At 65.4% G+C, this 24,601-nt stretch carries 21 protein-coding genes; 15 read left to right on the top strand and 6 right to left on the bottom strand.

Annotation, left to right across the window (positions count from 1 at the left end; translation table 11 throughout):
* Nucleotides 1–254 precede the first annotated feature (254 nt).
* The gene (locus ACWPN3_RS13005) at nucleotides 255–2,891 is read left to right on the top strand and encodes a methyl-accepting chemotaxis protein (protein WP_492261466.1); all 2,637 of its coding nucleotides are present in this window, start codon (nucleotides 255–257) and stop codon (nucleotides 2,889–2,891) included.
* Between the two features lie 102 nt (nucleotides 2,892–2,993).
* Here the strand turns inward: ACWPN3_RS13005 and ACWPN3_RS13010 are convergent, their stop codons facing one another.
* A complete protein-coding gene (locus ACWPN3_RS13010; protein WP_109096229.1) occupies nucleotides 2,994–3,185 on the bottom strand; it encodes a hypothetical protein in 192 nt (63 codons plus the stop codon).
* Nucleotides 3,186–3,477: 292 nt separating this feature from the next.
* Nucleotides 3,478–6,249, bottom strand: coding sequence for a phosphoenolpyruvate carboxylase (gene ppc / locus ACWPN3_RS13015; RefSeq protein ID WP_492239633.1), 2,772 nt, complete (start codon nucleotides 6,247–6,249; stop codon nucleotides 3,478–3,480).
* On the opposite strand from ppc, the gene ACWPN3_RS13020 reads away from it, so the two are divergent.
* Complete coding sequence (locus tag ACWPN3_RS13020; RefSeq protein WP_492261467.1) at nucleotides 6,248–7,462, top strand: hypothetical protein; 1,215 nt, start codon at nucleotides 6,248–6,250, stop codon at nucleotides 7,460–7,462. The two genes, ppc and ACWPN3_RS13020, sit on opposite strands and share 2 nt — an antisense overlap.
* 332 nt (nucleotides 7,463–7,794) lie before the next feature.
* Here ACWPN3_RS13020 and ACWPN3_RS13025 read toward each other — a convergent pair whose 3' ends face one another.
* The 3 genes from ACWPN3_RS13025 to ACWPN3_RS13035 all read right to left on the bottom strand — a co-directional run bounded on the left by ACWPN3_RS13025 (nucleotide 7,795) and on the right by ACWPN3_RS13035 (nucleotide 9,779).
* Complete coding sequence (locus ACWPN3_RS13025; protein WP_492239631.1) at nucleotides 7,795–8,679, bottom strand: hypothetical protein; 885 nt, start codon at nucleotides 8,677–8,679, stop codon at nucleotides 7,795–7,797.
* Nucleotides 8,680–8,829: 150 nt separating this feature from the next.
* Complete coding sequence (locus ACWPN3_RS13030; RefSeq protein WP_492261468.1) at nucleotides 8,830–9,162, bottom strand: hypothetical protein; 333 nt, start codon at nucleotides 9,160–9,162, stop codon at nucleotides 8,830–8,832.
* Between the two features lie 32 nt (nucleotides 9,163–9,194).
* Entirely contained in the window at nucleotides 9,195–9,779 is a 585-nt protein-coding gene (locus tag ACWPN3_RS13035; protein WP_492261469.1) for a hypothetical protein, read from the bottom strand.
* 743 nt (nucleotides 9,780–10,522) lie between these two features.
* Between ACWPN3_RS13035 and ACWPN3_RS13040 the strand changes: the two genes are divergently transcribed.
* The 12 genes from ACWPN3_RS13040 (at nucleotide 10,523) to uxuA (ending at nucleotide 22,610) form a co-directional block, all read left to right on the top strand.
* Complete coding sequence (locus tag ACWPN3_RS13040) at nucleotides 10,523–10,921, top strand: twin-arginine translocation signal domain-containing protein (protein WP_492261470.1); 399 nt, start codon at nucleotides 10,523–10,525, stop codon at nucleotides 10,919–10,921.
* A 308-nt stretch (nucleotides 10,922–11,229) separates the two neighbouring features.
* Complete coding sequence (locus tag ACWPN3_RS13045) at nucleotides 11,230–11,715, top strand: hypothetical protein (RefSeq protein ID WP_492261505.1); 486 nt, start codon at nucleotides 11,230–11,232, stop codon at nucleotides 11,713–11,715.
* Between the two features lie 101 nt (nucleotides 11,716–11,816).
* A complete protein-coding gene (locus ACWPN3_RS13050) occupies nucleotides 11,817–12,884 on the top strand; it encodes an ABC transporter ATP-binding protein (RefSeq protein ID WP_492239628.1) in 1,068 nt (355 codons plus the stop codon).
* Complete coding sequence (locus tag ACWPN3_RS13055) at nucleotides 12,881–13,783, top strand: ABC transporter permease (protein ID WP_492239627.1); 903 nt, start codon at nucleotides 12,881–12,883, stop codon at nucleotides 13,781–13,783. The genes ACWPN3_RS13050 and ACWPN3_RS13055 overlap by 4 nt, the downstream gene beginning before the upstream one ends.
* Before the next feature lie 12 nt (nucleotides 13,784–13,795).
* Nucleotides 13,796–14,629 (top strand): ABC transporter permease, encoded by an 834-nt coding sequence (locus ACWPN3_RS13060; RefSeq protein ID WP_109096237.1) that lies wholly within the window; start codon nucleotides 13,796–13,798, stop codon nucleotides 14,627–14,629.
* A gap of 283 nt (nucleotides 14,630–14,912) precedes the next feature.
* Nucleotides 14,913–15,671, top strand: a complete 759-nt coding sequence (locus ACWPN3_RS13065) for a GntR family transcriptional regulator (RefSeq protein WP_492239626.1) — start codon at nucleotides 14,913–14,915, stop codon at nucleotides 15,669–15,671.
* 159 nt (nucleotides 15,672–15,830) lie between these two features.
* Nucleotides 15,831–17,345: a mannitol dehydrogenase family protein gene (locus ACWPN3_RS13070; RefSeq protein ID WP_492239625.1), complete on the top strand. Its 1,515-nt coding sequence runs from the start codon at nucleotides 15,831–15,833 to the stop codon at nucleotides 17,343–17,345.
* 39 nt (nucleotides 17,346–17,384) lie between these two features.
* Nucleotides 17,385–18,413 (top strand): Zn-dependent oxidoreductase, encoded by a 1,029-nt coding sequence (locus tag ACWPN3_RS13075; protein WP_109096239.1) that lies wholly within the window; start codon nucleotides 17,385–17,387, stop codon nucleotides 18,411–18,413.
* A gap of 72 nt (nucleotides 18,414–18,485) precedes the next feature.
* Complete coding sequence (locus tag ACWPN3_RS13080) at nucleotides 18,486–19,511, top strand: TRAP transporter substrate-binding protein (RefSeq protein WP_109096240.1); 1,026 nt, start codon at nucleotides 18,486–18,488, stop codon at nucleotides 19,509–19,511.
* 70 nt (nucleotides 19,512–19,581) lie between these two features.
* Nucleotides 19,582–20,085 (top strand): TRAP transporter small permease, encoded by a 504-nt coding sequence (locus ACWPN3_RS13085; protein WP_109096241.1) that lies wholly within the window; start codon nucleotides 19,582–19,584, stop codon nucleotides 20,083–20,085.
* The gene (locus ACWPN3_RS13090) at nucleotides 20,085–21,359 is read left to right on the top strand and encodes a TRAP transporter large permease (RefSeq protein ID WP_109096242.1); all 1,275 of its coding nucleotides are present in this window, start codon (nucleotides 20,085–20,087) and stop codon (nucleotides 21,357–21,359) included. The genes ACWPN3_RS13085 and ACWPN3_RS13090 overlap by 1 nt, the downstream gene beginning before the upstream one ends.
* Nucleotides 21,360–21,407: 48 nt before the next feature.
* A complete protein-coding gene (uxuA, locus tag ACWPN3_RS13095) occupies nucleotides 21,408–22,610 on the top strand; it encodes a mannonate dehydratase (RefSeq protein ID WP_492239624.1) in 1,203 nt (400 codons plus the stop codon).
* 27 nt (nucleotides 22,611–22,637) lie between these two features.
* On the opposite strand, the gene ACWPN3_RS13100 is transcribed toward uxuA, so the two are convergent.
* The gene (locus ACWPN3_RS13100) at nucleotides 22,638–24,116 is read right to left on the bottom strand and encodes a sigma-54 interaction domain-containing protein (protein WP_492239623.1); all 1,479 of its coding nucleotides are present in this window, start codon (nucleotides 24,114–24,116) and stop codon (nucleotides 22,638–22,640) included.
* 215 nt (nucleotides 24,117–24,331) lie between these two features.
* On the opposite strand from ACWPN3_RS13100, the gene ACWPN3_RS13105 reads away from it, so the two are divergent.
* Nucleotides 24,332–24,547 (top strand): con-10 family general stress protein, encoded by a 216-nt coding sequence (locus tag ACWPN3_RS13105; protein WP_109096245.1) that lies wholly within the window; start codon nucleotides 24,332–24,334, stop codon nucleotides 24,545–24,547.
* Nucleotides 24,548–24,601 lie beyond the last annotated feature (54 nt).

The raw sequence follows: 24,601 nt of genomic DNA on the forward strand, positions 1-24,601 counted from the left end.
GTCATAATGACGCATGTTAAGTTCACCATCCGAACAGGGTTTGACGATTGGATTATGACCGGCAAAGGCAGAAAATGAGAGTTCCCCCGTAAGGATCTGTCAACCACACTGCGGTATGGTTGGGCGGCCAAGCAGTGTGGGTCGGAACAATCCCTGGGAGTGGGGGAGCGGTCCGCAGCCGGCGGGAACCAACGAATTGGGCAGAATGGGTGGAAAGCCCGGCCTAGACGCACTTTCCGGGGAGCAGGACGCATATGACGATGAACGCGCGCGACGATACCACCGTGCCCCACCACCCAACAGGTGCCGCAGGCGGCCGCAGGCTGGGCGTGCGCGGCAAGCTTCTGCTCGCCTTCGCCGGCATGGCCGGCATGACGGTCGCCGCCAGCATGGTCGGGCTGACCTCCTTCTCGGCGGTGGAACGGCCGCTGACGCAGATCGTCGGCACCGGCCTGCCGGAGATGGAGCTGGCGAAGCGCCTGTCCGGCGAGAGCAGCGGCATCGCCGCTGCCGCGCCGGTGCTTGCCGCCGCCGAAAGCCAGAGCGAGCGCGAGCGCGTCTATGGCGAGATCATGGGCAACGGCAAGGCGCTGGGCGCCCTGGTGGAGGAACTGGCCACCCACCGGTCCGGCGATCCGCGGATCGGCGAACTGCGCGCCAAGACCCAGGGGCTGATCGCGACGCTGGAACGCGGCAACGCCGCCGCCAACCTGCGCCTGTCCGTCCGCGGCACGCGCGAGACAATAGCGGTCGATCTGGCCAAGTCCTACGACGCCTTCCTCGCCAACCTCGCTCCGCTGACCGAGCGGGCCGGCGCCACGCTGCGCGGCAAGGGCGAGACGCTGGACAGCAGCACCGAGCGTGACATGAATTCGCTGGGCGATGCTATCCGCTCGCTGATCACGATGTATGAGGTGCGTGGCGACTTGGGGCTCGCATCGGAAGCGCTGACGCGCACCGGTGGTGCCGAAACCGCCTTCGCCGTCACCCAGTTCCAGCAGAATTATCTGGAAGCGGCCGCCCGCATGGTCAGCGCCACCGCCCAGATCGGCAGCCGGCTGAGCAAGGAGACCTCCGACGGGCTGGACGCCTTCTTCCTGCTGGGCGACGGCGCCGACGGCGTCTTCGACATGCGCCGCAAGGCGCTGGAACTGCCGGCCGGCAGCGCCGAGCGCGATGCTATCCGCCAGAAGACGACCGATGTCCTGGCCGATGCCGCCCGCCGGCAGGCCGCTCTGCTGGACCAGATGGAATCGCCGCTGATGCGGCTGAAGGCCGAGATCAAGCTGTCGAGCGTCAACATCCGGTCGCAGACCCGTGACTCGATGCAGGATCTGCTGGGGGACGGTCTGGCCCGCTTCCGCACATATCTGGAACTGTCGACCTACGCCGCCGCCACCGTCGGTGCGCTGAACGAAGCGACGCAGGCGCCCAGCGCCGACCGGCTCGCCATGCTGGAAACCCGTTTCACGGCCGCCGCCAAGGCGATGGAGGAGCGGCTGAAGGCACTTCAGGCAGCCGGCGACGACGGGCTGCCGAAGCTGGTGAAGAGTGCCGAGCTGCTGGCCGGCTTCGGCAAGGGCGACAACAGCCTGTTCAAGCTGCGCCGCTCCGAACTCGGCGCCGCCGCGGAGAACGAGAAGGTGCTGGCGGAGAACCGCCAGATCGCCCAGCAGTTCGCCGGCATGGTCGACGGCCAGATCGCCGCGATGAAGCAGGAGGCGGACACTGCCGCCGCCGGGGCCACCGACGCCCTGTCGGCCGGCCGTAAGATGCTGATCCTGTTTGCGGTCGGCAGCCTGATCGGCGCTGCGGCGCTGGCCTGGTTCGTGGTCGGCCGCAACATCGTCGCGCGCCTCAGCCAACTGTCCGATGCCATGCGGGCGATTGCCGCCGGCAACCTGAACGCGCCGATCCCCCCTGCCGGCTCCGACGAGATCGGCGATATGACCCGCGCCCTGATGGTCTTCCGCGACACCGCCAACGAGGCGAAGGCCGCCAATGCGCGGGCCGAGGCCGAACGCGGCCGTGCCGCCGGCGAGCGCCGCCGTGCCATGGTCGAGATGGCCGAGAACTTCGAGAGCAGCGTGCGCGGCGTGCTGGACCGCGTCGCCCGCGCCGCCGGCGAGATGCAGGACATGGCCCAGCGGATGAGCCGCAACGCCGAGGCCACCACCGGCGAGGCGGCAACCGCCGCCAGCACGTCCCAGCAGGCCGAAGGCAGCGTCAAGGCGGTCGCCGCCGCGACGGAGGAGCTGTCGGCCTCGATCCAGGAGATCGGCAGCCAAGTCCACGCATCCAGCCAGATCGCCCGCAAGGCGGCGACCGAGGCCGAGCGCACCGACCGCACGGTGGAGGGCCTGTCGCAGTCGGCCAACAAGATCGGCGAGGTGGTGCAGCTCATCAACGACATCGCCAGCCAGACCAATTTGCTGGCACTGAACGCCACCATCGAGGCGGCCCGCGCCGGCGAGGCCGGCAAGGGCTTCGCCGTGGTGGCGAGCGAGGTGAAGAGCCTCGCCAACCAGACCGGCAAGGCGACGGAGGAGATCTCCAGCCGAATCCAGGCGATGCAGGCGGTGACCCAGGATGCGGTGGACGCGATCCGCTCCATCGCCGGCACCATCCGCGAGATCAACGAGATCGCCGCCACCGTCGCCGCCTCGGTCGAACAGCAGAGTGCGGCCACCCGCGAGATCGCCCGCAATGTCGGCGAGGCGGCCGACGGCACCCAGCATGTCCGGCGCAACATCGACAGCGTCGCCCGCGCCGCCGCTGAGTCCGGCGAGTCCGCCACCCGCGTGCTGACCGCCTCCTCCACCGTCGCGGATGAGGTGCGCTCGCTGGGCTCGCAGGTCGACAGTCTGGTCAACCGCATGCGGGCGGGCTGACCGGGCCGCCGGGACCGCAAATAGCCAAAAACAGAACCGAAAGAAAAAAGCCCCTCTCCCGTCAGCGGAGAGGGGCTTTTCTCATGCGGAGACCGTCGCTGGTCAGCGCCGGGTCCCGACCGTGATCGGGCGCCAGATCACCGCGGCGCCGGCACCGGCACCGCAGGCGCCGCCGCAGAATTCCTCATGGGTGTCGGTGGCGCCGCCCTGCGTGCCGCGGTTGCCCTGGGTACCGGTGGCCGTCCGCTCTTGATGCGGTTGGGCCATCTGTTGCTGCTGTGACTGAGTGGTCATACCATTTCTCCTCTCGGGGAGGCATGAGGTATCAAAATACTCACCGACGATCAACTGTGATTTTCGGCAGATCTGTCGTGACTTATTTTGGCCTCAACACCAACGGCCGAGTTTTGTTTTGCGATGCCGAAGAGTTGATCGTGCATCGCACAAGAAAAGGACAAGACGGACCAAGCCGTTCGTCCGCAAACATAAAACGCCCTTCCTCGCGGCGGAGGAAGGGCGTTTTTGTCGGAAACCATGCGGCGGAACGTCGCCCGCCGCTGCGTTGCGGCAAGAAAACGGCGGGAGATCAGCCGCTGTTGCGCAGGCCGGCGGCGATGCCGTTGATGGTCAGATGGATGCCGCGGGCGATCTGCTCGCCGCTGTCGCTGGTGCGGTGACGCTTCAGCAACTCGACCTGGACATGGTTCAGCGGGTCCAGATAGGGGAAGCGGTTGCGGATCGACCGCGCCAGCAGCGGGTTCTTCTCCAGCAGGGCCGACTGTTCGGTGATCGCCAGCAGGGCGTCGATGCTGTCCTGCCATTCCGCCCGGATGCGGGTGAAGATGGCGTCGCGCAGCGCCGGGTCCGACACCAGCCCGGCATAGCGCGATGCGATGGCGATGTTCGACTTGGACAGCACCATGTCCATGTTGGACAGCAGCGTGCTGAAGAAGCCCCAATCGCGGTGCATGGCGCGCAGCCGCTCGATCCCGTCGGGATGCTGGGCCAGATAGGCCTTCACCGCCGACCCGAAGCCGTACCAGCCCGGCAGCATCAGGCGGCACTGCGCCCAGCTGAACACCCAGGGAATGGCGCGCAAATCCTCGATGCTGGTCGATTTCTTGCGCGAAGCCGGGCGGCTGCCGATGTTGAGGTTGGCGATCTCGCCGATCACCGTCGATTCCCAGAAATACTTCTCGAAGCCCTCGGTCTCGTAGACCAGCCCGCGATAGGCCTTGAAGGCGTGCTCCGACAGTTCCTCCATGGTCTGGAGGAACTGGTCGGTGCAGGGGGCGGCCGATTCCGGGTGCAGCAGCGTGGCTTCCAGCGTCGCGGCCGCCAGCGTTTCCAGGTTGCGGCGGCCGACCTCCGGGTTGGAATACTTCCCGGCGATGACCTCGCCCTGCTCGGTGATGCGGATGGCGCCCTGCACGGCGCCGGCCGGCTGGGCCAGGATCGCCTGATAGCTGGGACCGCCGCCACGGCCGACCGAGCCGCCGCGGCCATGGAACAGACGCAGCCGCACGCCATGCTTGGCGAACACTTCGACCAGCGCGATCTCGGCCTTGTACAGCTCCCAGCCGGAGGTGAGGAACCCGCCGTCCTTGTTGCTGTCCGAATAGCCGAGCATCACCTCCTGCAGATTGCCGCGGCTCTCCAGGAAGCGCCGATAGACCGGGATCGACAGCAGCCGGTCCATGGTGGCGGCGCAGTTGCGCAGGTCGCCGATGGTCTCGAACAGCGGGGCGATGTTCAGCTCCAGCGCCTTGTCCTTCGGTCGCAGCAGCCCGGCTTCCTTCAGCAGGACGGCGACCTCAAGGATGTCCGACACGCCGTCGGTCTTGGAGATGACGCAGTTCACCACCGCATCAGTGCCGAAGCGGACGCGGGCTTCGGCGGCGGTGCGCAGGATGTCCAGTTCGGAACTGGTTTCTTCGGAATAGTCGGCGTAGCCGGAGGCCAGCGGGCGGTTGGTGTCCAGCTCGCGCACCAGGATCTCGATCCGCTCGTCCTCCGACAGCGCCGTGTAATCGACGTCGGCGTCGGCGAAGGACAGCAGCTCCGCCACCGAACGCTCATGCACGTCGGAGTTCTGGCGCAGGTCGATGCTGGCGAGATGGAAGCCGAACAGGTCGACGGCGCGGCGCAGGTGACGCAGCCGGCCCTTCGCCAGAGCCGCCGAGCCGTTGACGGTCAGCGAGCGGTCGATGATCTCGAGGTCGGCGCGGAACTCAGCCGGCGTCTGGTAGGGCGGCGCGTCGCCCACGGCGTGGCGCGGCGCCTCCAGCCCGTCCAGCGTCCGAAGCGTCGCGGCGACCCGCGCATAGATGCCGGAAATGGCGCGGCGGTAGGGCTCCATCTTGCGGTGCGGCGACGGGTCGGGCGAACGCTCGGCCAGCTGGCGCAGCGGCTCCGACACGTCGATGACGCGGGTGCTGAGCGACAGCTCCGACCCCAGCGTGTGCAGCTCGTCCAGATAGAATTGCAGGGCGCGGGTGCTCTGCATCCGCATCGCCTGACGCAGCACGGGGGCGGTGACGAAGGGGTTGCCGTCGCGGTCGCCGCCGATCCAGCTGCCCATCCGTAGGAAGGACGGCAGCTCCGTCGTCGTCCAGGACGGGTCGGTCTTGCGCAGATGGTCTTCCAGTTGGGCATAGAAGCGCGGCATCTCGCGCAGGAAGGTGTAGTCGTAGAAGGTCAGGCCGTTGGCCACCTCGTCCGTCACCGCCAGCTTGGTGGCGCGCAGGATCGCGGTCTGCCACAGCGTCAGCACGGCGCGCTGGAGCGATTCGAGGTTGGTGTCCTCCTCCTCCGGCGTCATCGGCCCGTGGTCGCGCTCGGCCAGCAGCTTGGCGACCTGCATCTGCACGGTCAGGATGCTCTTGCGCTGCACCTCGGTCGGGTGGGCGGTCAGCACCGGGCTGACCAGCGCGCCGTCGAAGAACTCCTTCAACTGCTGGGTTGTGACACCGGCTTTCGCCGCCTCGTCCAGCGCATGGGCCATGGTGCCGTCGCGCGCGGCCGACCCGGCGAGCGCATGGGCACGGGTGCGGCGGATGTGGTGCTGGTCCTCCGCGATGTTGGCGAGGTGCGAGAAGAAGCTGTAGGCCCGCACCACCCGCGCCGTCTGCGGCGGGGACAGGCTGTTCAGGATCGCCTCAAGCTCCTTGCGGGCGCCCTGGTCCTCTTCGCGGTGAAAGCGGATCGAGGTCTGGCGGATGCGCTCGACGATGTCGAACACCGCCTCCCCTTCCTGGCTGCGGACGGTGTCGCCCAGGATGCGCCCCAGCAGGCGGATGTCTTCGCGGAGCGGCTGGTCCTTCGTCTCGGAACTTTCCTGCAGCAGGATGGCGGACATGGGCGACGGTTTCCTGGTCGAGGATGGACGGATACGGGTCGATGCGCGAACGAGGATGATCATTTTTCGGGCAGGAGGTGCCCCCTGCACGCGAAGTGGTCAGACCATCGGCGACAGCATGCCGATTTTGTCGGAAGTTTCAACCGTCCGTGTGCTGGTGCGAGATAATTTCCATAAGTCGCAGCGCTGTGAAATGCGACGTCGCATATCCCATCTCTGTCCATCTCCCTCCCCAGCTTGGGGACACGACTCGAATGGGCGGTGTGCCGGAGCCAAGCCCATGAAATCCTTTCAATGGCCGGCGCCCGAACCATACTATGGTCCGGTGCCATTCCGAGGCGCCCGCTGTTCCCGTTGCGCCGACCTACAGACCGAAGAGCCAAGGCAAGCGATGAAACCCGTTCCTCCCTTCAAGGTCGCCGGGTTGTTCGTCTGTCATGTCCGTTCCGAACGGATCGAGCGGCATTTCCAGCGTCTCGTCGATCAGACCGGGCACATGATCGACTGGCATTTCATGTTCAATCCGGACAACCGGGCGGAACCGCAAGTCGATTTCGCCTATCGGCCGCCCGAGTCCTGCATGCCGGCCCGCTATCGGGAGATGGCTGCGCATGGCGGCGTGCAACGGGGCTATCTGGACGTGGCGATCATTCCCTGTGTCCTGTCCCTTGATGCCGATTTCGTGTGGATCGTCGAATACGACGTCGATTATTCCGGCGACTGGGCGCAGCTTTTCGATCAGTTCAGCCGGAACGCGTCCGATCTGCTGACGACGACCGTCCAGCCGCTCGCCGCAAGTCGCGATTGGTACTATTGGCAGTCGGCAGCGATGCCGGGGTCGGTCAGTCCTGACCACGTCCACCGGGCGTTTCACCCGATCATGCGCCTGTCCCGCCATTTCGCGCGGACCTATGGGCTGATCATGTCCATCGCCGGCTGGCGCGGCCATTACGAGTTCACCCTGCCGACCGTCGCATTCGCCGGTGGCTTCACCGTCGAAGACATCGGTGGGCAGGGGCCGCTCTGTCCGCCATCCCGGCGCGGAACCAATTACGAGAACACCCCGCAGGACGAATGCCTGCGACCGGGCACCCTGATCTGGCGCCCCTCCTGTCCGCGTTATTTTGCCGAGGACCCGAACGGCTTCGGCCGGAGCAACATGATCCATCACCCCGTAAAGCCCGACGTTGCGGATTGGGACATGCCTGCGTGACGAGAACGCCGCCAAAATTTCCGCCCGATCCAAAAGACACAATCTTGACGGGAACGCCTGGAGCTATGATTATCTTTGCCTCGAAGGGTGGTTCCGCTCAGCCTTCGTTTGAAATCGCCCTATAACTGTAGGAATGGAAAGCATGACTTTCTCCATCGAAACCGCTGCGCCTCTTGGTCCGCCCCCGCCGCCGCCGCCCCCTTCGCCGCTTTTTTCTTGATAACGCCGTTTTTCAACCTGATTTGCCTTGCGCACACAGGTTGAAGTTGTGGGCCATGGTTCGCCATGGCCCCGCAATGCCCGTCCATAGTGGAAGCATTCTCGACCGGCAGTCAGCACGGCGTGTCGATCGCCTGCATCGCCTCGCTCCAACGCCGTCTCGCCAGCATTTGAGCGTCACGGCGTTTCAGCCAGGGGTCCGGCACATAGTTGCCGAGAAACGGGTTGGTGTTGATCTCGAACACCACCGTCCCATCCGGTGTGGTGGCATGGTCCGCGCGGCCATACTCAATCCCGGCGATCTCGAACGCCGGCTTGAGCAAAGGCTCGAACCGATTGGTCGATACGGCATCGAATTCGTCTAAGACGATGCCTTCCGTAAGACAGTCATGCCGGCCATATTTGACCATCCACCGGTCTTCGACGGCGATGTGCTCCACGACGATCCGCTCGCCAATCCGCCAACTGCCCCATTTGGCCCACAGGGTGTCGTTGTACGTCGCATCGACCTTTTCCAGAACGAGAAGGCCGCGCAAAGGCACCCCATCCCGGCGTTGCACGGCAAGAGCCTCGTCGAGTTCGCTTTGGCTGTAGTAGAGCGTATCCGACGGCATCTCATGCTCGTCTTCAAGGCGCAGGAAGACGGGAAAACGCGACGGCCTCGGACGCATGTCCGCCCGATGGACCTCGATGGGATTGCCGGTTTTTTCGTTGAGATTGGTCAGAAGCTCCACACGGCTCATCGCGCAGGCAGGGTCGTTCAAGCAGCGCACGCCAAGATCGCGCAATTTCCGGTACAGGTCGGCGGCCCGTCTCAGGCGGGATGTCGAAAGCCGCTCGAGATCCGCGAAAATATAGGTGGCTCTCGGCAAGGTGGATGCCGCAAGAACCTGGTCGTAACTCAGGCTTTTGATGTCCGGAACCGGCACGCCGAACTGGCCTTCGGCAATGCTGCGAAGTGTGTATTGATGGTCCGGGGTCGTCAGGAGAATGATCATGGAAAAGCCGATGCTGCGTGCAGGAGGTCGGTTGGAAGCATGCCGCCAAGAAAATTACGCAGCCTGCTGACCCGAAGACTGTACATTCGCCCCAATAATAGAATGCCTTTTACCGAGAGACATGCTGCTTCTTGTAGTAACCGTTCCAAATCATGTCAAGTATATGTGGATTCCGCGCTCGAAGTCGATCCACACTCTTGAGATCGCTGTGCCCGGACGGAACAGACTGACCAGCCGATCTATTCTGTTGCGCAATCCGTGATTGTCGCGAGCGAACCGATGCCGGCGCACCACACCTTGCTTGCCGTCCCGGTCGAACAGCGTCAAGGCGCGGGTGTGGGCATCCGCAATACCGTCGACGGAATAGTTTTCCATCCGGACGATCGGCAAGGAGTGTTGATCATGGTGTGGAATTACCAGATCAAGATCGGGAAACTCAGGTGGAACGATGGGGATCAGACCACATGCCAGAGCATCGAACAACCGTTGTGAAATATCATTTTTCAATGGAAGAATTACACTGACCTTGTAGGAAGCCCAGTCGAGCAGCCTCTGTTCCTGGCTGAATGAGAAATACGCAGATATCTTTTGTCGAGTCCGAGAGTGAACACATGATCATCAGGATATCGATCCCGATATGACGCGATCAATCCGTTTCTCTCTTTTGCATCCGCATGATTGAAGAAACCGCCATATAGTTTATCGCACCGCCCCGCGGAAACGATCTTCTCTTCCATCGAAGCCAGGAAGACACTGCTCCATTGCGTTATGCAAAGCGGAAGATGCGGCGCTATGAGGGTGGCTGCATTTGCCATGTCCTCATGCGCGAACCAATGAGCAGGGAATACCGCATCGGCGATCATAGCCGCCCGGTTGTTGAGGATGGGCTCATGATGATTGTCCCATGTCCAAAGCGCAACAAACGGCTGCCTTGGCATGTTTTGCAACTTCCAGGAAAATATCTCTTCGCTCTTTAGATGTCCGCACAGAATTACGACATCGAAATCAAATTTTTGATCATCAAAGATTGATCCATCACTGGAAATTTCTAATTTATAATAATGTTCGCGAAAGTCTTCGTCAAAATCACTGGGAAACAAGAATTTGTTTTCCGTGAAGAAAAGAATTTTTAGCTCTACTCTTTCAGTATGGCCTTCAGTTTTCCAAGGGAGCCATCTATTTTTTCTTGGAATAATTTCGGTATCGTTGTCATTCTATCCCATCCAAACCATCAAGATTCCCCCTGCTCTATCAATTAAATATGGAGCGCGCGGAAAAATATGATATCACCCTCGCGAAAATTAGTTATCTTAATTTTTGGGATATTTTAAATAAGAAACAGAAATATTCTCATGTTTTATTTATATCTTTTCGATTTTATCAAAATATCCTCGACCTCTCTTTAAAATTCTCCACCGACAAACCTTCTGGATTTGAGGTTCTGTTATCGAAGCGAGACAGGACCTCAACCGATATCAAGCCATAGCATATCGGCAGATGAATTTGGAACGCTCATACGTCGACCTGCGGTCGTTTCCACAGCTTGACATTGTGGCGACAGTCCAGTGCAGGAGGCAAAGACAGTCAACGGTCATCGGACAAGGGCTTGCGCGCTCCCCCGCCCTACACGACACGACAAGCTACTACCATACGAGTTTCCGCTTGCGGAGCCGGGACTACCATACTAGCATTTGGCATAGGAACGAATTATCCGCATCTTCCGCGATCCTGCTCTCCGACCGGTTCCGTCAGGCCGCCAACCATGGCTTCCCGGCCGCTTCAGTATGTCCGCCGCAGCTCGAACCACCGCAATTTCAAAACACGCACAAACGGGAGGAAACCTATGATCGACCACGGGATTTCACGACGCGGCTTCCTCGCGGCGTCCGCCGGGACCGCCGGACTCCTGGCGACCGGCCGGCCGGTGTTCGCAGCCCTGCCGAAGCCGGCGAGCCCGGTCACGCTGAATGTGGTGGACGTCGCCGGCAATCTGGCGCTGACCCAGAAGGCCATCGAGAATTACCGCAAGGCCAAGCCCGACTGGGCTTCGCGCATCGTCTTCTCCAAGGCGCCGGCGCCGGAACTCCCCGGCAAGCTGAAGGCGCAGCAGGACGCCAACCGGGTCGACATCGATCTGGTCCTGACCGGCACCGACGTGCTGTCCGCCGGCATCGACCAGAAGCTGTGGGTCAATCTGCTGCCGGACCGCGCCGGCGACCTGCCGAAACTGTCCGATATCTGATCCGGAGCCGGCCGCCCGCATGCAGGGTCTCGCCGAAGGCCAGGGCGTGGTCGTCACCTACTACCCGTCGGGCCCGCTGTTCGAATATGCGCCGGAACGGGTGAAGCAGGTGCCGAAGACGGCCGCGGAACTGCTGGCCTGGGCGAAGGCCAATCCGAAGCGCTTCGCCTATGCCCGCCCGGCCAACTCCGGTCCTGGCCGCACCTTCCTGATGGGGCTGCCCTACATCCTGGGCGACAAGGATCCCGAGGCATCCGGTCAACGGCTGGGAAAAGACCTGGGCCTATCTGCGCGAGCTGGGCGAGACCATCGAGGCCTATCCGGGCGGCACCACGCCGACCATGAAGGCGCTGGGCGAAGGATCGCTCGACATCATCGTGTCGACCACCGGCTGGGACATCAACCCGCGGGTGCTCGGCGTGGTGCCGAAGTCGGCCGAGGTCTTCGCGGTGGAGAATTTCCGCTGGGTCGCCGACGCCCATTACATGTGCATCCCCAAGGGCGTGTCGGCGGAAAAGCTCGCCGTCCTCCTGGACCTGATGAACCATCTGCTGACCCCGGCGCAGCAGGCCTACACCTATGACGAGGGCTATTTCTATCCGGGCCCGGCGGTGAAGGGCGTGACGCTCGCCATGGCGCCGAAGGAGAGCCAGGACGCCATCGCCGAGTTCGGCCGCCCATCCTATGACAAGCTGATCGCCGACCACCCCATCGAACTGCCGCTCGCCGCCGACAAGCTGGTGCAGGCCTTCCGCCGCTGGGACGAGGAGATCGGCGGGCGCAAGGGCAAATGACGGCGCTCCAGCCGACGACGTGAAACGGAGGGGTCCTCCGCCCGGCAGCGGGCGGCGGGCCCCTCCGAAGACAGCGCCCCATCCAGCCACAGGACCCCGGAATGACCGTCGGAGCCACCACCTTCAAGCAACTGCACCTTCAGGGAGTGAGGCGGGAGTTCGACGCCTTCACGGCGCTGAAAGGGCTGGACCTCACCATCGAACGGGGCGAGTTCATCGCCCTGCTCGGCCCGTCGGGATGCGGCAAGACGACCGCGCTGAACTGCATCGCCGGCCTGCTGCCGGTCAGCGGCGGGCGCATCATGCTCGACGACCGGCGGGTCGACGTGCTGCGGCCCGAAGAGCGCGGCTTCGGCATGGTCTTCCAGAATTACGCCCTGTTCCCGCACATGACCGTGCGCAAGAACATCGGTTTCGGCCTGCGCATGCGCAGCGTGCCGAAGCCGGAACTGGAGAAGCGGGTCGATGCCGCCCTGGCGGCGGTGCGGCTGGAATCGCAGGCGGAGAAGCTGCCGGGCCAGCTGTCGGGCGGCCAGCAGCAGCGGGTCGCCATCGCCCGTGCCATCGTGGTCGAGCCGCCGCTGGTGCTGATGGACGAACCGCTGTCCAACCTGGACGCCAAGCTGCGGCTGGAGATGCGCCAGGAAATCCGCCGCATCCACCAGTCCCTCGGCTCCACCACCATCTACGTCACCCACGACCAGGAAGAGGCGCTGTCGCTGGCCGACCGCATCGTCGTCCTGCGCGACGGCGCCATCCGGCAGGTCGGCACACCGGCGGAGCTTTACGCCCTGCCCGCCCATCTCGATGTCGCCGACTTCATGGGGTTCCGCAACCGCGTCAACGGCGAACTGGTCGGGATGGAGGGCGAGGACGCCCTGCTGAACATCGAAGGCACGGTGATCCGCGGCCGGATGCGTGCCGCTTCCGCCAGCAAGGCGGCAGTCGCCGCGATCCGCCCCGATGATCTGGAGCCGACCGGCACCGACAGCGGCATTCCGGTGCGGGTGGAGGCGGTGGAGTATCGCGGGCGCGGCTTCCACGGTGTCGGCGTCACCGCTTCGGGCACCGAGCTGCATTTCGCCTCCCCCTATCCGTTGCAGCGGGGCGCCGCCGTCCGGCTCGGCGCCGATGCCGGCCGCGTGCTGGTGTTCGGAGACGCGCGATGAGCGCCGTCCTGGAAGGCCGCGCCGAGGGGCCGACCCTGCGCCAGCGATTGGCCGCCCGCGGCATCGACGGGGCGACCCTGCTGGTGCTGCCCTGCGTGGCGCTGATCCTGGGGCTGTTCATCTACCCGTTCCTCTACGGGCTGATGCTGTCCTTCGAGCCCAAGGACGGATCGCTGTTCGGCAATTATGCCCGGTTCTTCAGCGATCCTTTCCTTTACGGCACCATCTTCAAGACGCTGCGTCTGGCTTTCCCGGTGACGCTGCTGAACCTGCTGATCGCCATCCCCATCGCCTTCCGCGTCCGGCTGATGCGGCGCCAGCGTCTGCTGACCACCCTGCTGGTGCTGCCGATCACGCTCGGCACCGTTCTGGTGGCCGAAGGCATGCTGTTCTATTTCGGGCCGCAGGGCTGGTTCAACCGCGCCCTGATGGCGGCCGGGCTGCTGTCCACCCCGATCTCCGTGTTGAACGGCTATTGGGGCGTCTTCATCTCGCTGGTGCTGACCGGCTTCCCCTTCACCTTCCTGCTGACGCTGTCCTACGTCACCGGCATCGATCCGTCGCTGGAGAATGCGGCGGCGACGCTGGGTGCCGGCCCGGCCGCCCGCTTCCGCGAGGTCTTCCTGCCGCTGCTGATCCCCGGCCTCGCCATCACCTTCTGTCTGTCCTTCGTCCAGGCCTATTCGGTGCTGCCGTCGGCGGTGCTGGTCGGCGATCCGGCCGGCGCCACGCGCGTCATCTCCATCGCCGCCTATCAGGCCGCGTTCGAGGAGTACGACTACTCCATGGCCTCGGCCATCGCGATGATCATGGGGGCGGTCCAATTGCTGGTGGTCGTCGCGGTTCTCGGCTGCCGCTCGCTGTTCTACCGCGGCCCCGCCGCGGGCGCCAAAGGCTGAGGAGAGGCGGCAATGCAGAAATCCATCATGTCCCGCCTGTGGGTCTTCGCCGTCTGGGCGGTGATCGGGCTGTTTCTGATCAATCTGATGGGGCTGATCGCCTCGGTGGTGACCTCCTCCTTCGGAACCCGCTGGCTCGGCACCTGGCTGCCGGCGGGCTTCACCACCCGCTGGTACTTCGCCGCCTGGGACGAGTTCCAGCTGGGCGACGTGCTGTGGGTCACTTTCCAGGCGGTCGGGGCGGTGGTCCTGCTGTCTGGCCTGCTCGGTGTCCCGGCCGCCTATGCGCTGGCGCGGCGCGAGTTTCCGGCCAAGCGGGCGGTGATGCTGTTGCTGCTGCTGCCCCTGCTGGTTCCGCCCATCACCTACGGCATCCCGCTGGCGACGGTGCTGTACAAGGCGGGGCTGGGCGGCACGCTGACCGGCGTCATCCTGGCCAATCTGGTGCCCACCGTGCCCTTCGTGGTGCTGGTGATGATCCCCTTCATCGAACAGATCGACCCGCGCACCGAGGCGGCGGCCCGCGTCTTCGGCGCCAACATCTTCCAGATGTTCGTCCATGTGCTGGTGCCGATGCTGATGCCGGGTGTGCTGGCGGCGCTGCTTCTGGTGCTGGTCCGCACCATCGGCATGTTCGAGCTGACCTTCCTGGTCTCCGGGCCCGGCAGCCAGACCCTGGTGGTGGCGCTCTACTACGCTGTGTTCGCCTCCGGCGTCCGGGCGGTGCAGTCGATCGACGCCATGGCGGTCATCTATATGGTGACCACGCTGGTCTGGCTGATCGTCGCCCTGCGCTTCGTCAATCCGACCCAGATCGTCGGCCGCGGCAAGCGTCCGGCGGCATAGGTCCACTGTCCATGCCTGCCCCGTTCAAGGATGCACTGCCAACATCATGATCCTGAACGGGGTTCCCATAATTTCCGTCGGTACTGGCCGGCAGTTTGTTTGTGGAACTCTGGAGGGGTCTCTTTGATCCGGGTGAGCTTTCGTTGAGAAACCCGCCTTGGGCCAAGAGGGTTTGGCGGGAAATACTCTTGCCGACCGCTTGGTATGGTAGTATCCTGATAGACCAGTCATCCGCTCCGGCCCTTCGGGCAGGTTTCGAGGCGCCATAAACCATGACGTGCCGATGCTGAACAAGATCGACGTGGAATCCGGCGAGCCGATCGCGCGGCGCGTGTACCGGGTGCTGCGCCAAGCCATCGTGACGATGCAGTTCCGCCCCGGCCAAGCCCTGTCCGAGCAGGAGATCGCCGACCAGCTCGGCGTCAGCCGCCAGCCGGTGCGCGAGGCCTTCATCAAGCTGAGCGAAGCCGGCCTCCTCACCATCCGGCCGCAACGCGGCAGCTTCGTCGTCAAAATCTCGGTCAAGCAGGTGCTGGACGCGCGCTTCGTGCGCGAGGCGGTGGAGACCGCCGTGGTGCGCAAGGCCTGCGAGACCATCACGCCGGCCGGCATCGCCGAGCTGCGCGACAATCTGAAGGCCCAGTGGGACATCGCCGACGAACCGGTGCCGGTGCGCTTCCTGGAACTGGACGAAGCCTTTCACCGCGCCATCGCCATCGGGGCGGAGTGCGACTATGCCTGGCGCATCGTCGAGGAGACGAAGGCGCAGATGGACCGCGTCCGCTATCTCAGCGTTCCCTATGCCACGCCGATCCGCCGCCTGATCTCGCAGCATCAGGCGGTGCTGGAGGCGATCGTCGCTCGCGACCCGATCAAGGCGGAGGCGGCGATGGGATTGCATCTGCGCGAGATCCTGACCTCGCTGCCCGAACTGGAAGGTAAGTTCCCCGACCTGTTCACCCTTGAGGAGGCCGGAGCCCCGCCGGCAGCGAAGACCGCCTCCAGAAACAGCGGCCGGTCACGGGTTGCCGCCCTGCGCTGACCGCCGCCGCCTGTCCAGTGCTGGCCGCAAGGGAGGACGGCAGTAGCAGGGCTATATGGTTCGACAGGATGACAATCCGGGTTGCCCTTCTCTGCGCTTCTTGACATACTACCATACAAGAATGTGAGCCAACCGCTCGCCTGGAAGGAAATGCTCTCCATGCAATCGCCTGCGTCCACCGTCCCTCCGTCCGGCGCCCCGTCGCGGCGCCTCGGCGCCTCCGGCCTGTCCGCCCTGCCGGCGACGGTGGCCCGGCCCGGCTACGACCGCAACGGCCTCGACATCGGGATCGTCCATCTCGGCGTCGGTGCCTTCCAGCGCGCCCATCAGGCGGCCTACACCGACGCCCTGCTTGAACGGCAGTTCGGGCCCTGGGGTATCGCCGGCGTCAGCCTGCGCAGCCCCGACACCCGCGACGCGCTGGAACCGCAGGACGGGCTCTACACCGTCGCGGTGCGCGATGCGGAGGGGGAGCGGCTTCGGGTGATCGGCTGCCTGCTGGACCTGCTGGTCGCGCATGAGGACCCGGAAGCGGTGCTGGAGCGGATGTGCCGCCCGTCGGTGCGCATCGTCACCCTGACGGTGACCGAGAAGGGCTATTGCCACGATCCGGCCACCGGCGCGCTGAACGAGAGCCATCCCGACATCCGCCACGACCTGGACAACCCGGACAAGCCGCGCACCGCCATCGGTTTCCTGGCCGAGGCGCTGGCCCGCCGCCGCGCTGCCGGGCTGGCGCCCTTCACCGTGCTGAGCTGCGACAACCTGCCGAGCAACGGCGACACCGTCGCCCGCATCCTGCGCCGTTTCGCGGAACTGCGTGACCCGGCCTTTGGCGCCTGGGTGGCCGAGACCGTCGCCTGTCCGAACAGCATGGTCGACCGCATCGTCCCCGCCACCACCGAGGCCGACCGCGCCCGCGTCTCGCAGGCGCTCGGTGTGCAGGATGCCTGGCCGGTGGTGACGGAGCCCTTCACCCAATGGGTGGTCGAGGACCGCTTCCCCGCCGGCCGGCCGGCCTGGGAGACGGTCGGGGTGGAACTGGTCGCCGATGTCCATCCCTATGAGACGATGAAGCTGCGGCTGCTGAACGGCAGCCACTCCACCATCGCCTATCTCGGCTATCTGGCGGGCTACGAGACGGTGTCGGACACCATGGCCGATTCCGCCTTCGCCACGCTGGTCCGCAACCTGATGGACCGCGAGACGGGGCCGACGCTCCACATGCCGCCCGGTGCGGATATGGAGCAGTACAAGGACGCGCTGATCGCCCGCTTCCGCAATCCGGCGCTGCGCCACCGCACTTGGCAGATCGCCATGGACGGCACGCAGAAGCTGCCGCAGCGGCTGTTGAACCCGATCCGCGACCGGCTTGCCGCCGGCTTGCCCATCGACCGGCTGGCCTTGGCCGTCGCCGCCTGGATGCGCTACGTCGCCGGCTCCGACGAGAAGGGACAGCCCATCGACGTGCGCGATCCGCTGGCTGCCAAGCTGGCGGAGATCGCAGCCGCCACGGCCGGCGATCCCGACCGGCTGGCCGAGGCGCTGCTCGGGCTGACCGCTGTGTTCGGCGAGGATCTGCCGCGCGACCAGCGCTTCACCGCCCCGGTCACCGTCGCGCTCAAGCGCCTGTTCGCCGAAGGCGCCCGCGCCGTCGTGGCCGCGTCTGCCTGATCCCGTTTCACCGCTTTCTCTTCAGTAGGGAGTAGTCCCGTGGTTGCCCTGACCGTTGAAAAGCCGCATGTGCTGGCGCTCCGTCCCGAGAACACCCCGTCTGCAGGGCCGGTCAAGGCCGGCGAGGTGCTGGTGCGCGTCCAGCGTGCCGGCATCTGCGGGTCGGACCTGCACATCTACCACGGCTCCAACCCCTTCGCGGTCTATCCGCGCGTGATCGGCCACGAGTTCGCCGGCACGGTCGAGGCGGTCGGCGATGGCGTGACCAACGTCGTTGCCGGCGACCATGTGGTGGTGGATCCGGTGGTGTCCTGTGGCCGCTGCTATGCCTGCCGGGCCGGGCGCACAAATGTCTGCGCCAATCTGGAGGTGTTCGGCGTCCACCGCGACGGCGGTTTCCGCAACCATGTCGTTGTGCCGGCCGCCAATGCGGTCAAGGTGCGGTCCGACCTGCCGATCTCGATCGCCGCGCTGGCGGAGCCTCTGTCCATCGCCGCCAATGTGCTGTCGCGCACCGGCATCGCCGCCGACGACACGCTGCTGGTCTATGGCGCCGGCACGGTCGGGCTGACGATTGTGCAGGTCGCCAAACTGCACGGCGCCCGCTGCATCGTCGCCGACCTCGACGACAAGCGGCTGGAGCGGGCGAAGGAGTTCGGCGCCGATGTCGTCCTCAACTCGTCGCGGGTGTCGGTTCCCGATGCGGTGCGCGACGAGAATGACGGGCTCGGCCCCACGGTGGTGATCGACGGCGCCGGCGTGCCTGCCCTGCTGGAGGAGGCCTGCCGCCTCGCCAGCCCGGCGGCGCGCATCGGCCTGCTCGGCTTCTCTCCCGCCCCCTGCAACATCAGCCAGCAGGAGATCGTGAAGAAGGAGCTGACGCTGGTCGGCTCGCGCCTGAACCGCCGCCTGCTGCCGCAGGTCATCGAATGGCTGGAGAGCGGCAAGCTGAAGCCGGCGGCGATGATCACCCAGGTTTTCCCGATCGCCGATGCGGCGAGCGCCTTCTCGCTGATCGAGACCGACCCGTCCAGCACCATCAAGGTTCAGCTCGACTTCGAAAGCTGATCGCGTGCCCGAGGGCAGCCACCAATCGAAGCAACGGCGGACCCGATCCGCCCAAAATGGAGGGACACCAGGATGAACAGCAAGACCCCGATCTCGCGCCGCACGCTGGCCAAGAGCATCGGCCTCGGCGCCGGCATCGCCGCCGGTGCGACGCTGCTGGGCGGGATCGCCGCCCCGGCCATCGTCCGCGCCCAGGCCAAGACGACGCTGAAGCTCGGCCACCTCGCCAACGAGGAGAATGTCTGGCACAAGGCCTCGCTGGTCTTCGCCGAGGAAGTCGCCAAGCGCACCAACGGCGCGGTCGAGGTCAAGGTGTTCCCCAACGAGCAGCTCGGCAAGGAAACCGACCTGATCAAGGGCATCCAGCTCGGCACCATCGACTTCACCATCACCGGCGAGTCCCTGCAGAACTGGGCGCCGGCCGCCGCACTGCTGGCCGTTCCCTACGCCATCCGCGATCTCGATCACCTCGACAAGGTCGTCACCGGCGAGCCGGGCAAGAAGATCGCCGACGCCATCGAGCAGAAGACCCAGCTGGTCCCGCTGACCTACTTCGCCCGCGGCCCGCGCAACCTGACCAGCAAGCGCCCGATCAAGTCGCCGGACGATCTGAACGGCCTGAAGATGCGCGTCCCCAACGTGCCGCTGTTCGTGTCCTTCTGGCAGGGGCTGGGTGCCAAGCCGACGCCGATGGCCTTCTCGGAGGTGTTCACCGGTCTGCAGAACGACACCATCGAGGCGCAGGAGAACCCGTTGGCGTTGATCAAGTCGGCGAGCTTCTACGAGGTCCAGAAATACGTGAACCAGACGGAGCACGTCATCAGCTGGATTTATCTGGTCGGCGGCTCGAAGAAGCTGAACAAGTTGCCGGCCGAACAGCGCGCCGCCATCATGGAGGCCGCCAAGGCTGCCCAAGCCGCCGAGCGCAAGCTGTTCATCGAGGACGAGGCCAAGCTGGCCGCCGACCTGAAGGCCAAGGGCATGGAGTTCATCGCCGTCGACAAGGCCGCCTTCGCCGAGAAGGGCCGTCCGGCCGTCGTCGCGGCGCTGTCGCCGGAGATCAAGCCGATCTACGACGAAATCCTCGCGGTGAAGTGAGCGGCAGACAAGGCCCTCTCCCGTCCCGGGAGAGGGCGCCCGTCTTCTCCCGAACCGCAAGAGTCCTTCCATGCGCAACGCCTTTGCCGCCCTGGTGTCGGCCGTCTCCGCCCTTTGCCGTTGGGGAACCCTGGCGGCCATCGGCGTCCTTATCGTCGTGGTGACCATCCAAGTGTTGGGCCGCATTCCCGGCTTTCCCTCGCCTCCCTGGACCGAGGAGGTGGCCCGCTTCGCGCTGGTCCATCTCGTCGCCTTCTCCTGTGGCCTCGCGCTGTTGCGCGGCGAGCTGGTGAACGTCGACATGTTCATCCTGCTGCTGCCCAAGCCGATGCAATGGGCCGTCGCCCGGCTGGTCGACGTGGCCATCCTGGTCTTCGCCGTCGCGATCATCCCCGGTGCCTGGGACTATGTCGTCGGCAGCCTGGGTGAGCGGGCACGGTCCATCAACGTCCCGATGATCTGGGTCTATGTCGTGACGCTGATCATCCCGGTCTCGCTTGCCTTCTTCTCGATTGCCCGGCTGGCCGGGCTTGGGCGCGACTCCGCGCCGCCCAGCCATGGGGAAACCGTCTGATGGTCACCGCATTGTTCGTCACCTTCGCCGTCCTGCTGATCCTGGGCGCGCCGGTGGGCATCGCCCTGGGCGGCGCGTCGGCGGTCTATCTGGTCGGCAGCGACATCGACCTCGCCGTGGTCCCGCAGTTCATGTATGCGGGCATGGACAGCTTCGTCCTGCTCTGCATCCCCGGCTTCGTGCTGGCCGGCAACCTGATGAACGGCGGCGGCATCACCGACCAGATCGTGCTGTTCAGCAACCGGCTGGTCGGCCATATCCGCGGCGGCCTTGGCCTCGCCAACGTCACCGGATCGATGGTGTTCGCCGGTATCTCCGGTACCGCGGTGGCGGAAACCGCTTCCATCGGCGCCGTGATGATCCCGGCGATGCGCAAGTCCGGCTATGACGCCCCCTTCGCCGCCGCCGTGACCGCCGCCGCCTCCACCGTCGGCCCGATCATCCCGCCCAGCGTGCCGATGATCATCGTCGGCACCCTGACCGGCCTGTCGGTCGGCAAGATGTTCATGGCCGGCGCCATCCCTGGTGTGCTGCTCGGCCTCGGCATGATGCTGACGGTCTGGATCCTGGCGCGGGTTCGCAATTACCCGCGTGAGCCGTGGCAGGGTTTCGGCGCGCTGGTCCGCGCCAGCCGCGGCGCCTTCTGGGCGCTGCTGATGACGGCGATCATCCTGTTCGGCATCGTCGGCGGCTATTTCACCCCGACCGAGGCCTCCATCGTCGCGGCTCTCTACGCCTTCGTCATCGGTCTGTTCGTCTACAAGGGTTTCAAGCTGCGCCAGCTGCCCGGTATCCTGCTGGAAAGCGCCATCGGGGCGGGCGGGCTGATCCTGCTGGTCGGCCTCGCCAACGTCTTCGGCTGGATCCTGACCAGCGAGCAGATCCCGCAGGCCATCGCCGCCTCGATGCTGGCGCTGACCACCAACAAGTATCTGATCATCCTGCTGATCAACATCCTGCTGCTGATCGTCGGCACCTTCATGGAGACGATTGCGGCGCTGATCATCCTGTTCCCGCCGCTGCTGGCGGTGGCGACCCAGGTCGGCATCGACCCGATCCATTTCGCCACCTTCGCCGTGCTGAACCTGATGATCGGCCTGACCACCCCGCCGGTCGGCGTCTGCCTGTTCGTTGCGGCGAACATCGCGAAGATCTCGCTGGGGGCCATCACCAAGGCGATCTGGCCCTTCCTCCTCTGCAACATCCTGATCCTGTTCCTGGTCTCCTACATCCCGGCCCTGTCTCTGTGGCTGCCGAGCCTGCTTTTCCGCTGATTTTTCCAGATTTCCAAAGCCCCCTCTCTATCCAAGGAGTTCGCAGCCATGGAACAATCCTGGCGCTGGTTCGGTCCCGAAGACGCGATCAAGCTGAACCACATCCGCCAAGCCGGCGCCACCGGCGTGGTCACCGCCCTGCACCACATCCCCTACGGCGTCGTCTGGTCGGTGGAGGAAATCCAGAAACGCAAGGCGATGATCGAGTCCGACAAGGAACTCGGCCTCAGCTGGACGGTCACGGAAAGCCTGCCGGTGCATGAGGCGATCAAGATCGGCGAAGGCGACCTGACCGAACTGTTCGACAATTACCGTCAGTCGATGCGCAACCTCGCCGCCTGCGGCGTGACGACCATCTGCTACAACTTCATGCCGGTGCTGGACTGGACGCGGACGGAACTGGCGGCGGCCCTGCCGGGCGGCGGCACCTCGCTGCGCTTCAACGCCCATGAACATGCCGCCTTCGACGTCTATATGCTGGAGCGTCCGGGTGCCGAGGAGGACCATTCTCCGGAGGTTCTCGCCAAGGCCAAGGAATGGTTCGACCGCTCGTCGGAAAGCGACCGCGCCAAGCTGCTGACCAACATCATGGCCGGCCTGCCGGGTGCGTACGACCGCTACGACATCCCCGGCCTGCGCAAGATGATCGCGCGCTTCAACGGCATGAGCGCCGACGGCCTGCGCGAGACGCTGGCCCGCTTCCTGCGCGAGGTGATCCCGACCGCGGAAGAGGTCGGCATCCGCATGGCGATCCACCCCGATGACCCGCCCCGCCCGCTGTTCGGCCTGCCCCGCATCGTCAGCACCGAGGACGACCTCGACCACCTGATCAATGCGGTGAAGTCGCCCAACAACGGCCTGACCTTCTGCACCGGCTCGCTGGGGGCCGGACAGACGAACAACGTGCCGGCGATGGCGAAGCGCTTCGTCGAGGACATCCACTTCGTCCATCTGCGCAACGTCGCCAAGGATCCGGACGGAATCCTTCGAGGAAGCCGACCATCTGGGCGGCGACGTCGACATGGTGTCGGTCGTCACCACCCTGCTGGAGGAACAGAAGCGCCGCCAGGACGCCGGCAACGACAACTGGCGCCTGCCCTTCCGCCCCGACCATGGCCACGAGCTGCTGGACGACGTCGGCAAGCCGACCCACCCCGGCTACCCGATGATCGGCCGCCTGCGCGGCCTGGCCGAGATCCGCGGCGTGATGACCGCCGTCGCGGCGATGAAGCAGTTGCCGGTGTGATTTGACCTGTCTGAACTGAATGCGCGCCGGCCTCACCCGCCGGCGCGCATCCCCAGACGGGCGAGCTTCTTGTAGAAGGCGGCGCGGGAGATGCCGAGCGCCTGTGCCGCCTCCACCGCACGGCCGCCGCTGGCCGCGAGCGCCCGGCCGAGCAGTCCGCGCTCGAACTCGTCGAAGGCCCGGTCATAGTCCGGCAGAGGCAGCGCTTGCGGTTCCGCCCGGACTGCCGTGCCGGTCGGCACGGAAGGACGTTCAAGCGGAGCGGCCTCACCCAGATCCGGCAAGGCCTCCGCAAGGTCGGCGGCGGTCAGGCGGCGGTTGTCGGTCAGCAGGCAGGCACGCTCCAGCACGTTGCGCAGTTCGCGCACGTTGCCCGGCCAGCGATGTCGGCCCAGGGTCTCGACCGCCTCCGGGGTCAGGCCGCGCAGGGGAAGTCCGGTGCGGGCGGCGATCTCCTGCAGGATGGATTCGGCGATGGCCTCCAGGCCGCCGCCCATTTCCGCCAGGGCCGGCAGGCGGATCGGCAGCACATTCAGACGGTAATAGAGGTCGGAGCGGAAGCGGCCGTCGCGGATCCGCCGTTCCAGATCGACGTTGGTCGCCGCGATCACCCGCACATCCACCTTCACCGGCCGGTCGGAGCCCAGAGGCTCGATCTCCTGCTCCTGCAGGGCGCGCAGCAGCTTGGCCTGGAGCCCCAGTGGCATGTCGCCGATCTCGTCCAGGAAGAGCGTGCCGCCGTCGGCGGTCTTGAAGCGCCCCTCGCGCCCGCGGCGGTCCAGCCCGGTATAGGCGCCGGGCACCGCGCCGAAGAACTCCGCCTCCAGCAGCGTTTCGGGGATCGCCGCCACGTTGACGCCGACGAAGGACCGTCCGCTGCGCGCCGACAGGCCATGGATGGCCTGCGCGATCAGTTCCTTTCCCGTGCCGGTCTCCCCCAGCAGCAGTATCGGTGCATCCGTGCGGGCGGCGAGACGGGCCTTGCGCTTGACCTCCAGGCAGACCGGGCTGTCGCCGACATAGCTTTGCAGCGTGTAACGCGGCTGCCGCCCCTCGTCGAGCCGGCGCTTGGTCGCCGCCAGTTCCGCCTCCAGCCGCGACAATTCGGCCAGCAGGGGTTTCAGCCGGTGCAGGCTGTCGTAGAGAACGAAGCCGACGGCGCCGATCACCGTGCCGGCATCGTCGGTCAGCGGAAAGCGCGAGACCACCAGCCGCTGGGTCCCGAACAGCATCAGGTCGAGAAGGATCGGCTGGCCGGTCGCCAGGATCTGGCGCATCTGCGAATGGGGAATGATCTCCTCCACCTCGCGGCCGATGGCCTCGGCGGGGTCGGAGATACCGAGCATCCGGGCGTATTTCTCGTTGATCCACACGACCCGGGCGTGGCGGTCGACCGCCACAGTTCCTTCGGACTGGGTTTCCAGCGCCTCGAACAGCGAGGGAATCGCCCGGCTGCGCAGCAGCGCCGCGTCGCCCTGCCCCACCTCGGAGAACCGCTCCCGATCACTCACACCCGCCGTCCCCGTTCCATGTCAGAGCAGGCTTACCTTATCGGCCCCTACGTCCGAATCCGCAACCGGCTGGGGCTTGCCACTTCCGGTAAGGCCGCACTGAACCGATGGCGGGGGCGGCGCGACCATCCCACCGACGCCCTGTTCTGATCTGCACCGTTGCGGTTCCGCACGGTGACGACCTTTCGATCATCACACAGGATGGAGAACACATCATGGCGAACCAGAACGAAGGGCGCAGCGCAGGCGGCCAGCACTCCGGCGGCAACTTCAAGAACGATCCGGAGCGCGCGGCCGAAGCCGGCCACAAGGGCGGCCAGGTGTCGGGCGGCAGCTTCAAGAACGATCCCGAACGTGCGTCCGAGGCCGGCAAGAAGGGTGGCGAGCACAGCCACGGTGGCGGCGGCAACAGTGGCGGCAACAAGGAATAAGGAGTGACCGGCTCCACGATCCGGTGAGGTCCGGGCAAACAGCCCGGCTGGGAA

The sequence above is a fragment of the Azospirillum sp. UENF 111221 genome, assembly GCF_058780625.1.

Excerpts from the sequence above, each read along its gene's own strand:
- ACWPN3_RS13005 (WP_492261466.1), top strand. The coding sequence starts at position 255 with ATGACGATGAACGCGCGCGACGATACCACCGTGCCCCACCACCCAACA.
- ACWPN3_RS13010 (WP_109096229.1), bottom strand. The coding sequence starts at position 3,185 with ATGACCACTCAGTCACAGCAGCAACAGATGGCCCAACCGCATCAAGAG.
- ACWPN3_RS13020 (WP_492261467.1), top strand. The coding sequence starts at position 6,248 with ATGGGCGACGGTTTCCTGGTCGAGGATGGACGGATACGGGTCGATGCG.
- ppc (WP_492239633.1), bottom strand. The coding sequence starts at position 6,249 with ATGTCCGCCATCCTGCTGCAGGAAAGTTCCGAGACGAAGGACCAGCCG.
- ACWPN3_RS13025 (WP_492239631.1), bottom strand. The coding sequence starts at position 8,679 with ATGATCATTCTCCTGACGACCCCGGACCATCAATACACACTTCGCAGC.
- ACWPN3_RS13040 (WP_492261470.1), top strand. The coding sequence starts at position 10,523 with ATGATCGACCACGGGATTTCACGACGCGGCTTCCTCGCGGCGTCCGCC.
- ACWPN3_RS13050 (WP_492239628.1), top strand. The coding sequence starts at position 11,817 with ATGACCGTCGGAGCCACCACCTTCAAGCAACTGCACCTTCAGGGAGTG.
- ACWPN3_RS13055 (WP_492239627.1), top strand. The coding sequence starts at position 12,881 with ATGAGCGCCGTCCTGGAAGGCCGCGCCGAGGGGCCGACCCTGCGCCAG.
- ACWPN3_RS13060 (WP_109096237.1), top strand. The coding sequence starts at position 13,796 with ATGCAGAAATCCATCATGTCCCGCCTGTGGGTCTTCGCCGTCTGGGCG.
- ACWPN3_RS13065 (WP_492239626.1), top strand. The coding sequence starts at position 14,913 with ATGCTGAACAAGATCGACGTGGAATCCGGCGAGCCGATCGCGCGGCGC.
- ACWPN3_RS13070 (WP_492239625.1), top strand. The coding sequence starts at position 15,831 with ATGCAATCGCCTGCGTCCACCGTCCCTCCGTCCGGCGCCCCGTCGCGG.
- ACWPN3_RS13080 (WP_109096240.1), top strand. The coding sequence starts at position 18,486 with ATGAACAGCAAGACCCCGATCTCGCGCCGCACGCTGGCCAAGAGCATC.
- ACWPN3_RS13085 (WP_109096241.1), top strand. The coding sequence starts at position 19,582 with ATGCGCAACGCCTTTGCCGCCCTGGTGTCGGCCGTCTCCGCCCTTTGC.
- ACWPN3_RS13090 (WP_109096242.1), top strand. The coding sequence starts at position 20,085 with ATGGTCACCGCATTGTTCGTCACCTTCGCCGTCCTGCTGATCCTGGGC.
- uxuA (WP_492239624.1), top strand. The coding sequence starts at position 21,408 with ATGGAACAATCCTGGCGCTGGTTCGGTCCCGAAGACGCGATCAAGCTG.
- ACWPN3_RS13105 (WP_109096245.1), top strand. The coding sequence starts at position 24,332 with ATGGCGAACCAGAACGAAGGGCGCAGCGCAGGCGGCCAGCACTCCGGC.